The 12,250-nt window shown below is 69.2% G+C and carries 11 protein-coding genes and 2 tRNA genes; 5 read left to right on the top strand and 8 right to left on the bottom strand.

What is annotated here, in order from left to right; genetic code table 11:
* Positions 1-626: 626 nt before the first annotated feature.
* On the top strand, positions 627-851 hold the full coding sequence (locus tag AB0B68_RS05840; RefSeq protein ID WP_355010144.1) for a hypothetical protein: 225 nt from the start codon (positions 627-629) through the stop codon (positions 849-851).
* 98 nt (positions 852-949) lie between these two features.
* On the opposite strand, the gene AB0B68_RS05835 is transcribed toward AB0B68_RS05840, so the two are convergent.
* From AB0B68_RS05835 to AB0B68_RS05810, 6 genes are all read right to left on the bottom strand, one after another.
* Positions 950-1,747, bottom strand: coding sequence for a carbon-nitrogen hydrolase family protein (locus tag AB0B68_RS05835; protein WP_357258027.1), 798 nt, complete (start codon positions 1,745-1,747; stop codon positions 950-952).
* 139 nt (positions 1,748-1,886) lie between these two features.
* On the bottom strand, positions 1,887-3,182 hold the full coding sequence (gene clpX, locus AB0B68_RS05830; RefSeq protein WP_355010117.1) for an ATP-dependent Clp protease ATP-binding subunit ClpX: 1,296 nt from the start codon (positions 3,180-3,182) through the stop codon (positions 1,887-1,889).
* Positions 3,183-3,392: 210 nt separating this feature from the next.
* A complete protein-coding gene (locus AB0B68_RS05825; protein WP_030333536.1) occupies positions 3,393-4,055 on the bottom strand; it encodes an ATP-dependent Clp protease proteolytic subunit in 663 nt (220 codons plus the stop codon).
* A gap of 10 nt (positions 4,056-4,065) precedes the next feature.
* Positions 4,066-4,707, bottom strand: a complete 642-nt coding sequence (locus AB0B68_RS05820) for an ATP-dependent Clp protease proteolytic subunit (RefSeq protein ID WP_007464111.1) — start codon at positions 4,705-4,707, stop codon at positions 4,066-4,068.
* 220 nt (positions 4,708-4,927) lie between these two features.
* Positions 4,928-6,274, bottom strand: coding sequence for a trigger factor (tig, locus tag AB0B68_RS05815; RefSeq protein WP_357206525.1), 1,347 nt, complete (start codon positions 6,272-6,274; stop codon positions 4,928-4,930).
* A 138-nt stretch (positions 6,275-6,412) separates the two neighbouring features.
* Positions 6,413-6,486: transfer RNA gene (locus AB0B68_RS05810), tRNA-Pro, on the bottom strand.
* Positions 6,487-6,787: 301 nt separating this feature from the next.
* Between AB0B68_RS05810 and AB0B68_RS05805 the strand changes: the two genes are divergently transcribed.
* Positions 6,788-6,861 (top strand) — tRNA-Gly (locus AB0B68_RS05805).
* A gap of 69 nt (positions 6,862-6,930) precedes the next feature.
* Here AB0B68_RS05805 and AB0B68_RS05800 read toward each other — a convergent pair.
* Positions 6,931-7,761, bottom strand: a complete 831-nt coding sequence (locus tag AB0B68_RS05800) for a hypothetical protein (protein WP_357206527.1) — start codon at positions 7,759-7,761, stop codon at positions 6,931-6,933.
* A complete protein-coding gene (locus AB0B68_RS05795) occupies positions 7,758-8,267 on the bottom strand; it encodes a SigE family RNA polymerase sigma factor (RefSeq protein ID WP_357258025.1) in 510 nt (169 codons plus the stop codon). Before AB0B68_RS05795 ends, AB0B68_RS05800 begins: the two co-directional genes overlap by 4 nt.
* 288 nt (positions 8,268-8,555) lie before the next feature.
* On the opposite strand from AB0B68_RS05795, the gene AB0B68_RS05790 reads away from it, so the two are divergent.
* From AB0B68_RS05790 to AB0B68_RS05780, 3 genes are all read left to right on the top strand, one after another.
* A complete protein-coding gene (locus AB0B68_RS05790; RefSeq protein ID WP_357258023.1) occupies positions 8,556-10,706 on the top strand; it encodes a M14 family zinc carboxypeptidase in 2,151 nt (716 codons plus the stop codon).
* A gap of 144 nt (positions 10,707-10,850) precedes the next feature.
* A complete protein-coding gene (locus AB0B68_RS05785) occupies positions 10,851-11,045 on the top strand; it encodes a hypothetical protein (RefSeq protein WP_357206533.1) in 195 nt (64 codons plus the stop codon).
* 86 nt (positions 11,046-11,131) lie between these two features.
* Positions 11,132-12,232, top strand: a complete 1,101-nt coding sequence (locus tag AB0B68_RS05780; RefSeq protein WP_357258021.1) for an HEXXH motif-containing putative peptide modification protein — start codon at positions 11,132-11,134, stop codon at positions 12,230-12,232.
* Positions 12,233-12,250 lie beyond the last annotated feature (18 nt).

Here is a 12,250-nt window from a genome sequence, read left to right as displayed (position 1 = left end):
CTGGCTTTACAAGCACCCTGTTGAGTTCTCAAAGAACAACCACACACCGATCAAAGCACCACACTCAGTGGAACCCATCACGGGGCTTTTACCGCATCGCGCCCCGCGCTTTCAGCGCCAGGCACTTTTACTACGTTACCCGCTCGTTTCCGCTGTGTCAAACCGATATTTCGCGGTTCGTCATGCTTCATCCGGTGATGCGGATAGTCTTGCTTGCTCGAGTCCACGATGACGCACGTCGTTACCGACGTTCGTTTCTGTCGTGGGAAACCGCAGACCGGCCGATCGCCGCTTTGCGGCTCTCCGCCCGGCTCCTGCCGGCTTCGAAACTCTACCCGGTCGGCTTCGCGTTCGCAACCCCGTTTCCGGAGTGTTCCGCACCGCCCGATCCTCAGTCCCGCTCGGCGTTCCCGCCACGAGCCTGGCGCCCGTTCTCGGCCGGTTTGTCCGGCCTCCCCCGTGCAGAGAGAAAGTTACGCGGACGGCCCGGAGAAGGCAAATCAGGGTTCATCACTGGTTCGGACGAAGAGCACCCGCCGGTTCCTGGCGCCGCCGAGCTGCCAGCAACCTCGACTCCCCGGCACAGCCGAGGACGCGGGCCGCCTCGACGTGCCAGAGTGTCAATCATGGATGAGTCCGGGCACGGCACCAGGGTGTTCGCCGAGCAGGCGCTGCTCGGCCTCATCGGGCCGTTCTGGCAGGTGGTGATCGGCGCGGTCGTGCTGGTCGTGCTTGTGCTCTCGGTGGGACGGCTGGCCCGACGTGGCAGGTCCCGGATGACCACGGCGCTGCTGGTCACCGCCGCCGTCATCGCCGGGTTCGCGGTGATCGGCGTCCTGCTTGAGGGTTGAGGTTCAGAGCCGGTGGTTGGCCCGCCGCACACCTCAAAGCCTCAAAGCCGCGGTTGGCCCGCCCCACACCTCAAAGCCGAGGTTGGCCAGGCTGAGCCTCAGAGCCGGCGGTTGGCCAGGCTGGGCAGCTCGGCGCGGATCGTGTCGAGCCGCTCCAGGTCCAGGTCGACGACGGAGACCCCCGGGCCGTCCGGCACCTGGCCGATGACCGTTCCCCACGGGTCGACCACCATGCTGCGCCCGAAGCAGGTGCGACCTGGCTCGTGGTCGCCGGTCTGACCGGCCGCCGCCACGAAACACTGGTTCTCGATCGCCCTGGCCCGCAGCAGGACCTCCCAGTGGTCCCGGCCGGTGTGCATCATGAACGCTGCCGGAACCACGAGCAGCTGCGCGCCGCCATCGGACGCGAGCAGCCGGTAGAGCTCCGGGAAGCGCAGGTCGTAGCAGATCGACAGGCCGACCCGTAGCCCTTCGACGTCGACCACCACGGGTTGGGCCCCGGGCGCGACACTCGTCGACTCCCGATAGGAGACCCGACCGGGGATCTCCACGTCGTACAGGTGGATCTTGCGATAGCTCGCGGCCAGGCTGCCGGAACGGTCGAAGACCAGCGAGGTGTTCCAGGTGTGGTCCGGGTCCGGACCCGCCTCATGGAACGAACCGGCCACCACCCAGATCCCGAGCCGACTGGCGACCCCGGCGAAGAAGCTGCCGACCTCCCCGTCGACCGGCTCCGGTTCGGGCAGCCCACCGGCAGGACCCAGGTAGTCGACGTACTCCGGAAGGACGGCAAGATCCGCGCCGCCGGCCGCGGCGCGCTCCAGCAGGGCCTCGGCGGCCGCCAGATTCGCCTTACGGTCGTCCCGGGCGTTCAGCTGGCAGACGGCGACACGCATGAGCCCAGGGTACGGCTGGAGACCCGTTCACGGACAGCGCCACGGCCTGACCGGCACGGGCGGTGGTCACTGGCGAACGGCGCCGAACACGATCACGCCGGCCGCTCAGGATCGAACGGCCGGCGCGACACGGAAAGGATCAGGCGGACTTGTCTTCGCGGTCGCGCCGAGCCCGGCGCCCGGTGAACTCACGCGGCACGATGGTCGGGTTGACGTTCTCCAGGACAACCTCGCGGGTGATCAGCACGCGGGCGGCGTCGGGGTTGCTCGGCACCTCGTACATCGCGGAGAGCAGAACCTCCTCGATGATGGCCCGTAGACCACGGGCACCGGTGCCCCGGAGCATCGCCTGATCGGCGATGGCTTCCAGCGCCGGCTCGTCGAACTCGAGCTCGACACCGTCCAGCTCGAACAGACGCTGGTATTGCCGGACCAGGGCGTTTCGCGGCTCGGTGAGGATCCGAACGAGGGCGCTGCGGTCCAGGCTGCGAACGTTGGTGATGACCGGTAGCCGGCCGACGAACTCGGGGATCAACCCGAACTTGAGCATGTCTTCCGGCATGACCTGGCTGAAGATGTCGTCGGTCGACCGCTCGGAGACCGACCGGAGCCGGGCGCCGAACCCGGTGCCGCCCTGCCCGGTGCGGGACTCGATGATCTGGTCGAGGCCGGCGAACGCCCCACCACAGATGAACAGCACGTTCGTGGTGTCGATCTGGATGAACTCCTGGTGTGGGTGCTTACGGCCACCCTGCGGCGGCACGTTGGCCACCGTGCCCTCGAGCATCTTGAGCAGCGCCTGCTGCACGCCCTCACCGGAGACGTCCCGGGTGATCGACGGATTCTCCGACTTGCGGGCGATCTTGTCGACCTCGTCGATGTAGATGATGCCGGTCTCGGCGCGCTTGATGTCGTAGTCGGCGGCCTGGATCAGCTTGAGGAGGATGTTCTCCACGTCCTCGCCCACGTAGCCCGCCTCGGTCAGCGCGGTGGCGTCGGCGATGGCGAACGGGACGTTCAACATCCGGGCGAGGGTCTGCGCCAGGTGCGTCTTGCCGCACCCCGTCGGGCCGAGCAGCAGGATGTTGGACTTGGCCAGCTCGACGGCGTCACTGCCGGAGCCCGGCGCGCCAGCCGCCTCGGCCTGGATCCGCTTGTAGTGGTTGTAGACCGCTACGGCGAGCGCCTTCTTGGCCTGATCCTGACCCACGACGTAGGTGTCGAGGAACTGGCAGATCTCCATCGGCTTGGGAAGCTCTTCCCACTTCACCTCGCCGGACTCGGCCAGCTCCTCTTCGATGATCTCGTTGCAGAGATCGATGCACTCGTCGCAGATGTAGACCCCAGGGCCCGCGATGAGCTTCTTGACCTGCTTCTGCGACTTGCCGCAGAAGGAGCATTTCAGTAGGTCGCCGCCGTCACCGATCCGTGCCACCTACGTTCTCCCTGCACTCATCGGCCGGAGACCCGGCCCTGACCTGCGGACGTTGCACGCCGCCCGGTTTGGTTCGCGCCGCCAGCCCAGCCGGCGAAGCGGTACGGACCCGACGTTACCCGCTGGCGGGGCATTCTCCGACCCCCAAAACGGGTGTGTCAGAGGTCGGCCGGGAACGAAAGCCCCGGCCAACCTCTGACCCGGTACGGCTCAGCGGGCGGCGTTGGCCGCCAGCAAACCCTTCTTGCGGCTGGTCAGAATCGTGTCGACCAGCCCGTACTCCTTGGACTCCTCGGCCGTCATGATCTTGTCACGGTCGATGTCCTTGCGAACCTGCTCGATCGGGCGGTTGCAGTGGCGGGACAGCATGTCCTCCAGCTGCGTACGCATCCGCAGGATCTCCCGGGCCTGGATCTCGATGTCCGAGCCCTGCCCGTAGCCGCCCTCGGTGGCCGGCTGGTGGATGATGATCCGCGAGTTCGGCAGGGCCATCCGCTTACCCGGAGTGCCCGCCGAGAGCAGCACCGCCGCCGCGCTCGCCGCCTGCCCGAGGCAGACCGTCGAGATGTCCGGACGGACGTACTGCATGGTGTCGTAGATCGCCGTCATGGCGGTGAACGAACCGCCCGGCGAGTTGATGTACATGATGATGTCGCGGTCCGGGTCGGTGCCCTCGAGCGTCAGCAGCTGGGCCATCACGTCGTTGGCCGACGCGTCGTCCACCTGGACGCCGAGGAAGATGATCCGGTCCTCGAAGAGCTTGTTGTACGGGTTCGACTCCTTGACCCCGTACGACGTGCGCTCGACGAACGACGGCAGCACGTAGCGGTTGTGCACGGCCGCGAACTGGGGCGGCAGGCTCAGATCGGTCATCGTCAGCTCCTCAGCTCAGGGTCCCGGCGCCATCCGGAACCTGTGCGGCCCCGATGATCACCTTGTCGATGAAGCCGTAGTCCATGGCCTCCTGGGCGGTGAACCAACGGTCCCGGTCCGAGTCGGCCTCAATTTGCGACTGGCTCTGGCCGGTGTGGTGCGCGACCCGCTCCTGGAACATCCGCTTCGTGTAGAGCATCTGCTCCGCCTGGATGGCGATGTCGGACGCCGTGCCGCCCAGACCACCGGACGGCTGGTGCATCATGATCCGTGCGTGAGGCAGGGCGTACCGCTTGCCCTTGGTGCCCGCGCAGAGCAGCAGCTGACCCATCGAGGCAGCCATGCCCATCGCCACGGTCGACACGTCGTTGTCGATGAACTGCATGGTGTCGTAGATCGCCATGCCGGAGTAGACCGAGCCACCCGGCGAGTTGATCCACAGGTTGATGTCGCGGTCCGGGTCCTCCGCGGCGAGCAGCAGCAGCTGCGCGCAGATGCGGTTGGCGACCTGGTCGGTCACCTCACTGCCCAGGAAGATGATGCGTTCCTTGAGCAACCGGTTGTAGACCGAGTCGTCGAGGTTGCCAATGGAGTCGCCACCGCGCGCGTCAATCGCCCGGAGCGACTTCTTGGGGATGTGCATGTCGGTCATGGCAGCCCTTCGCTCTCCGTACCGTCTTTCCCGACACTAACCGCTGTACGGGGCGGCAGAGTCCCGGTCGGGGCAGTGTTCGCTCTCAGCGCAGCTGTGTCGGGCGTACCCGCGGCGCGGGCTTCCGGGCGTACCCGGCAGTGCTTGCTGCCCGGGCGGACCCGGGAGGGAAACGGCCGCCGTCCGCCGCTGAGCGGTGGACGGCGGCCGCACCCGACGATCAGTGGTCGTGGTTGTGCTCCGCCTCGTTGGCGGCGCGCAGCGCGTCGAGGGTGATCCCGTTGCCGGCCGAGTCCTTGATCGTGATCTTCTCCATGACGGCCGCGAGCGCCTTGCCCCGCCGCACGTCGCCGAAGACCGCGGCGGCCGCGCCGGAGCGCACCAGCTGGTCGTAGTACTGCTGCGGGGCCATCCCGGCACGCTGCGCCCGGTGCACGATCTCGTGCCCGAACTCGTCGTCGGAGACCTGAACGTCCTCCGCGTCGGCCAGCGTGTCCAGCAGGAGCTGGACCTTGACGCCCTCGGTCGCCGCCTCGGTCAGCTCGGCGTCGATCTGCTCCTCGGTCTTGTCCTCGGCCGCGAGGTACTCCTCCATCGAGGCGCCGATCCGCTCCAGCTGGTCGACCATCGCCTGCTTGCGGCTGTCGACCTCCTCGCGGACGACACCCTCCGGGGCCGGGATGTCGGCGGCCTCGACGAGCTGAGCCAGGGCCTTGTCCCGAGCGGCGTAGATCTGCTCGACCTGCTTGCCCTGGGTTACCCGGTTGCGCAGGTCGCCGCGCAGCTCCTCGATCGTGTCGAACTCGCTCGCCATCTGGGCGAACTCGTCGTTCAGCTCCGGCAGCTCCTTCTCCTTGACCGTGCGCACGGTCACCGCCACGTCGGCGTCCCGGCCGGCGAAGTCGCCGCCGACCAGCTGGGTGGTGAAGGTGGTGTCGTCACCGGCGGCGAGGCCGACCACGGCCTCGTCCAGGCCCGGCAGGAGCTGCTTGCTGCCCACCTCGTGGGAGATGTTGCTCGCCTGACCGCCCGGCACGTCCTCGCCGTCGACGGTGGCGTTCAGGTCGATCTGGACGTAGTCGCCTTCAGCGGCGGCCCGCTCGACGGTCTTGAGGGTCGCGAAACGCTCCCGCAGGTTCTTCACCTGCTCGTCGATCTCGCTCTCGTCGATCTGCAGCTCGTCGACGGTCACCTCGATGGTGCTCGCGTCCGGGATGGTGATCTCCGGGCGGACGTCGACCTCGGCCGTGAAGTTGAGCGAGTCACCGTCGTTGAACTCGGTGATCTCGACCTCCGGGCGCCCCAGCGTCTTCAGGTCGTGCTCGCGCACCGCGGCGAGGATGTTCTCCGGGATGGCCTCCTGGACCGCCTCGTTGAGGACGGTGCCCCGGCCCACCCGCTGGTCGATCACCGCGGTCGGCACCTTGCCCCGGCGGAAGCCCGGAACCTGGACCTGCGAACCGATCTCCCGGTACGCCTTCTTGAGGCTCGGCTCGAGCTCGACGAACGGCACCTCGATGGCGAGCCGCACGCGCGTCGGGCTCAGAGTCTCGACGGTGCTCTTCACAGGCGTACTCCTTGACGGATCTCAGTTGAGTCTGGGCGTGATTCAGCCCATCGAGTGTAGGCGAGCCGGCCTGACGCTCCGGCATCGCCCGGGAGCCGCACTGGGCGGCACCCGGGGCGGCCCGGCCGCGGACGACAGTCGGGGTGGCGGGATTTGAACCCACGGCCCCTCGCTCCCAAAGCGAGTGCGCTACCAAGCTGCGCCACACCCCGTGGCGACGTGCAGTCTATGCCGTCGCCACGCCTCAGTCGGTGCCGGGGCATCCCCCACCCGGACACATCACCCGAAAATTACCATTAGCCCCCACTCCCGTACCGCCAAGATCCGCACAACTTCACGGATGTGGTGGTCTCCGCGCGCGGCGAGGCCACTACATCCCGGATGTTGCGCGGATCTTGGGTCGCGGTGCCGCCGGGTCGCGGACGACGCGACGCCGCGGGGCGGTGACGCGGTTACGCGTCGGGCAACAGGATTGGGTACGCTAGGGGCGCGTCCCGTTTCGGCGGGATGCACGCGGGCGTAGCTCAATGGTAGAGCTTCAGTCTTCCAAACTGACTACGCGAGTTCGATTCTCGTCGCCCGCTCCACGCACGAAGGCCCAGGTGGCCCGCACGGGGGCGGCACCTGGGCCCACTCGGCGAGGCCGAGTCGCCGTGTCACTTCAGGTGGAACCGCTCGTCTGCCGCGAGGGCAGCCAACTGCGGCACGGAGAACGGCAGCTTCGTCAACCCCGGCCGGCTCTCGTCCAGCCGCGCGGCCTGCGCCACGAAGACCACCACGCCGTCCGGGTGCCGGTACGCCGACCACTGGTCGAGCCGATCGTCGTCGGTCGGTCGGACCACCACGCCGACCCGCATGGCGCCGACGGTCTCGACCTGGCACTCGCCCCGCATGCTCCAGAACTTCTGGGCCAGGTCGCACGGCTCGGTCGGCAGCGGGTTGCCGGCAGCGTGCACCTCGACGATCACGCGCCCGGTGCCCTCACCCTGGGCCACTGCCACCGAGGACGAATAGCTCCACACGTCGACGCCGTCCACCTTGTCCTCGAACTGCGCCTGGTGGGTCCGCAGCGTCCGCTCCTCGGCGGACTGGTTCGGCGGGTCCTCCGGCGTGCTGTAGCCGGAGGGTATGACCGAGACAGCTTCGGTGAGCAGGTGAACCCCCTGGTCGTACTTGGACCCGGCCCGCGCGGTCCGGTCCTCCTGCGGTTGCCCGTCCGGCCCGGTCGGCCACGGTTCCTTGGTGTCCGGAGAAGCCAGTGGGCCCTGGCCCGCCGGCTGGTAGACGTGGCCGTCCGGGGTGGCGACGGCCGCGAAGCCGGTGACGGCCAGCACGACAGCCGCCGAACCGAGGGACGCCAACAGCGCCCGTCGGCGGAAGTGCGTCCGCCGTGCCGCGCCGAGCGCGGCTGTCGTACTCAATGGTGGTGGCGGGGTTGTCTCCGCCATCTCGCTGCGCAGCCCCTCGCGCAACTCCTGCTCGTTCATCGCTCCCCCATCTCGATCCCGCTGTAGGTGGGTGCCAGGAGGCCGCGCAAGGTCTCGAGCCCGCGTGCCGCCTGGCTCTTCACCGTCCCCGGAGAACACTCCAGCAACGCCGCGACGTCCTCGATCGACAGGTCCTCCCAGTACCGGAGAACCAGCACGGCCCGCTGACGCGGTGCCACCCGGGCCAGCGCCTGCAGCAGCACCAGTCGGCTCTCCGGCGAGTCGGACGGGGCCACCTGCTCGGCGTCCTCGCCACCCACCCGTTCACGCCGCCACCAGCCGCGGCGGCGCTCGTCGAGGAAGGTCCGGATCAGGATCTGGCGCACATAGCTGTCGAGCACCTCGTGCCGCGAGATCCGGTTCCAGACCCGGTAGAGCTTGACGAACGTGGTCTGGACCAGGTCTTCGGCACGGTGCCAGTCGCCGCACAGCAGGTACGCGGTGCCGCGCATGGCACCGGACCTTGCCGTGAAGTACTCGGCGAACGCCTCGTCGCGATCGCTCATTCAGGCCTCCGATCCCCGTTTCGAGTTAGTCACGCGGGGTCAGGCTCAGAGGGTTGCTCCGGAACTCGCGCAGATGTCACGGGGATCAACGCCGAACGACGCCCGAGGGCTACAAGCGTGGGCAACGATCACGACGTGCGAGAACAAGCGGGACACCTCACCCGAGGCCGAACGCGCTGAGGTCCGGTCACCCTCGCCGCAGGGGCGAGGCACCGCCCTTCTTGACAGGTGTCGATCTGTGCACTGGTGTAAGGACCAGACACATCGACGTCCGTCACAGGAGGGCACATGATCGTCCGACGACGGTGGACAGCTGCCGCCACCACAGTGATCCTGTTCAGCGCAGTGTTGTCCCATCCGGCTTCCGGCGCGGCCGCACCCGCCGCCCCGGCCGCCCCGATCTCCCTGAGCGCAACCGAAACCGCAGTGGTCCGGGTTCAGCTCCGCGATCAGGCCCAGCTGGACCGGCTCGTCGCCACCGGCGCGGACCTGGCCAACCGGCCCCGGACGCGGGACGGCCGGATCATCGCCGACCTGGTGCTCAGCGGTACGCAGCTCGGCGAACTGACCGCGCAGGGCGCGACGGCCGTGCAGGTCGTGCAGCGCGCCGGGGACGGCAACCGGCACTACACCGACAGCGTCCGCGCGGCTCAGGCCCGCACCGCCGCCGGGCTGCGCGCTCCGGCCGCGGGTCAGCGGTCCACCGCCAGCGCCACTGCCGTGGACACCCTCCAGGTGCAGCAGGCGTACTGGTGGACCACGACCGGACAGACCTTCCTTCAGGCCCAGGTGGCCACCACCGCCACCGACGACCCGGACGTGGAGATCACCGTCAGTTGGCGTACGGCGGACGGTGCCACCGGCTCGTTCCCGCTGTACCGGTTCGAGGACTCCGGCGAGTACCAGTACCACTACGCGCTCCCCCAGCCGGTGCCGAGCCGGCCGGTTCAGCTGAGCGCCACCTCCAGCCTCGGCGGGGTCAGCAGGGCGATCACCCCGACGCTCTGGCCGAACGCGTCCCCGCCGCCGCTGCCGGACGGCTACCAGAAGGACTTCATCGACGCGTACCTGACGCCGGTGGACATCCAGGCGCGGATCAAGCGGCTGGCCCGCCAGTACCGGGACCTGGTGGACGTGATCGACCTGCCGAACAAGACCCAGGGATACCGACGCAACGCGGCCGGCTACCTGGGCGACACTGCGGTGGCCGCCCTGGTCGTCGAGTCGGTCCGCTTCGGCGACCAGAACATGAACGGCGTACAGGTGCGGACTGTCGACCCGGGCCGGGCGAACCGCCCACTGACCGTCGGCTACCGCGACCGCGTCCTCACCGTGTCACTGGCCACCGACACCGCGGGCAAGACGGTGAGCACCACCGACGAGGTCGCGGCGGCGATCAACGCCCGTCAGCCGGATCGGTTCCGGGCCACCGTCGAGGACGGCTCGGCGGGGCTGCCGATGCCCGTCGCCGGCCCCACCCGACTCGACGACGGCCTCCAGGGCACCGAGGTGCCGGCACGGCCGTGGACGGTGCAGGCGCTGCGCCTCGGCGTGCATCGGGACGGCTCCCGGGTCGGGGTGCTGGCGTACTCCCAGGAACACGCGCGGGAGTGGGCCACCCCGCTGGTGACGCTGGAGTTCGCCGAGCGGATGCTGGCCAACGCCCGGACCGACCCGGCCACCCGTGAGCTGCTGGAGCAGGTCGACATCTTCGTCATCCCGGTGGTCAACCCGGACGGCGCGAACTACTCGTTCAACGACTACAACTTCCAGCGCAAGAACCTGGTCAACCACTGCGAGGGATCGGCACGGGACCCGAAGTACCGCACCTCGTGGGGCGTCGACGTCAACCGCAACTACACCGTCGGGTCGTACTTCGACGGCTACGTGGGCGCCAGCGCGAACTGCCTCTCCGGCAACTACGCCGGCACGGCGGAGCTGTCCGAGGCGGAGAGCGGCAACGTCATCGCGCTCGCCCAGGACCACCCGAACATCAAGTTCGCGATGAACGTGCACTCCTACGGCGGGTACTTCATGTGGCCGCCGGGGGCGTACCGGGCCGACGGCAGGGTCACCCTGCCTCGACCGTCGATCGACGAGTCGACGCTGTTCCTCAACAGCGCCCGGCGGATCGTCGGCGCCATCGCCCAGGAGCGCGGCACCGTCACCTGGCCGTCACAGACCGGACCGGTCGCCGACGTGCTCTACTCCGCAGCCGGCAACTCGGCCGACCAGCTCTACTACGAGCTGGGCATCTTCGCCTGGGACTTCGAGGTCGGCAACGACCTGTGGAACCCGGCGACCAACCAGTGGGAGGGCGTCGGCTTCCAGCCGCCGTTCGACGAGGCGCACGGCGAATCCCAGGAGTACGCCCACGGGCTGGTGGAGATGGTCCGGGTGGCCCGCGACTACGCCGCCGCCGAGGCCGCCGCCGGCTGACCCGCGGGTCCCGTACCGCCGCCGGCAGCAGCCGGCGGCGGTACGGCCCATGACGCGACCCGCGGTGACGGACGGTAAGCCGATGGTGATCACAGACGTTGACGTGTTTTCATGTCAGCACGCCTGCGCCGACCCGGGACATCGATGACTGAGCAACCCGCACCTGATCACCTCGTTGTGGTCGACGTGTTGACGCAGGGTCTGAGCCACCTGCTACGCGACGAGGATCCGGAACTGGCCCGATGGATCGAGGAACTGGTCGCGACACTGAAGAGTCCCCGGCAGACGACGCTGACCGGCTGGAACAGCTTCCTCGACCCCGGCGCCGACTCCAGCTGACCCGCTCGGAGTTCACCCGCCTGGCCGACGGTGGGGCTGGCCCGGCTGCCGTCCGCGCTCTGCGGCGCGCGCAACGCAACCGAACGATGCTCGTCCTCAAGAGCCTCGCCGACACCGACGACGCCTTGGCGGCGTCGGCGCACCTGCTCGGCCACGCCCACCGCCTCGACCCCACCGCCGCGAACGTGCTGCTCGACCACCCGTGGCTGGCCGTCTGGGCGATCGATCGGGTCCGGCACGGCGCCACCGGCCGACCCGACTACCTTCCGTTCGCGGCGCTCGCGGCGGCCGCCCTCAGCGGACTGTCGGACGCGGCGGTGCAGGTCACGCCGCGTGCGGGCCTGGTGCCGGTGCCGGGCCTCGGGGTGCTGCGTCGACACGGTGGCAGCACGACGGTGACGCCGGCCGACCTGAACGGGCGCCGGTGGACGCCCACCCGCTGGTGGCGCTTCACCGACCATTCGGTCACCCTCGACCTCCGCGTCGACGACCTGGACCCCTACCGCGACTGTTTCGGGCTGCCGGTCGCCGCCCGGCTCTCCGCAGCGCAGGCCGCGGAGCTGGAACGGTCCGTCGGGCACGCCTGGCACCTGCTCGTCGGGTACGCCCCGACGCACGCCGCCGAGGTGGCCGCCGGGATCAGCACCTTCGTACCGTTGGCCGACGGCACCGAGCGTGGGCACAGTGTCACGCACGCCGACGCCTTCGGGGCGTTGGCCGCCGACGCCAACCTCGACCCGGTGGATCTGGCCGTGACGATGGTGCACGAGCTGCAACACAGCAAACTCAACGCTGTCCTCGGCCTGGTCCGGCTGCACGAACCCGCCGACCCGGAGCGGTACTTCGCGCCCTGGCGTCCTGACCCACGTCCGATCGGCGGGCTGCTGCACGGCACCTACGCGTTCACCGCCGTCGCCGAGGTGTGGGCCGCGCTGCGCGCCCATCCGGAGCTGACGGCCCAGGCCACCGCGCGGTTCGCTGTGGTACGCGCACAGTTGGAGCGCGCCCTGGTCGAGCTCGCCCGGGCCGGAAGTCTCACCTCGGCCGGGCGGCTCTGGGCAGATCGCCTGGCCGAACGGATCGACCGACTGGCCGCCGTGCCGGTCCCGGCGTCCGCCGACGCCGCCGGGCGGTGGGAGGTGGCAGAAGCCGAGCGCACCCGCCGACCGACGATCCCCACCGGATGAACGGCCGCCACCGGTGGG

This window comes from Micromonospora sp. NPDC049049 (assembly GCF_040649115.1).
Taxonomy (GTDB): domain Bacteria; phylum Actinomycetota; class Actinomycetes; order Mycobacteriales; family Micromonosporaceae; genus Micromonospora.
The sequence above is the reverse complement of the archived record's forward strand: the minus strand, read 5'-3'. Positions and strand labels throughout refer to the sequence as shown.

Bases quoted from the DNA above. Each gene is read 5' to 3' on its own strand.
- AB0B68_RS05790 (WP_357258023.1), top strand. From the start codon at position 8,556: ATGATCGTCCGACGACGGTGGACAGCTGCCGCCACCACAGTGATCCTG.
- AB0B68_RS05840 (WP_355010144.1), top strand. From the start codon at position 627: ATGGATGAGTCCGGGCACGGCACCAGGGTGTTCGCCGAGCAGGCGCTG.
- AB0B68_RS05795 (WP_357258025.1), bottom strand. From the start codon at position 8,267: ATGAGCGATCGCGACGAGGCGTTCGCCGAGTACTTCACGGCAAGGTCC.
- AB0B68_RS05825 (WP_030333536.1), bottom strand. From the start codon at position 4,055: ATGACCGATCTGAGCCTGCCGCCCCAGTTCGCGGCCGTGCACAACCGC.
- AB0B68_RS05800 (WP_357206527.1), bottom strand. From the start codon at position 7,761: ATGAACGAGCAGGAGTTGCGCGAGGGGCTGCGCAGCGAGATGGCGGAG.
- AB0B68_RS05785 (WP_357206533.1), top strand. From the start codon at position 10,851: ATGACTGAGCAACCCGCACCTGATCACCTCGTTGTGGTCGACGTGTTG.
- AB0B68_RS05820 (WP_007464111.1), bottom strand. From the start codon at position 4,707: ATGACCGACATGCACATCCCCAAGAAGTCGCTCCGGGCGATTGACGCG.
- AB0B68_RS05835 (WP_357258027.1), bottom strand. From the start codon at position 1,747: ATGCGTGTCGCCGTCTGCCAGCTGAACGCCCGGGACGACCGTAAGGCG.
- AB0B68_RS05780 (WP_357258021.1), top strand. From the start codon at position 11,132: ATGCTCGTCCTCAAGAGCCTCGCCGACACCGACGACGCCTTGGCGGCG.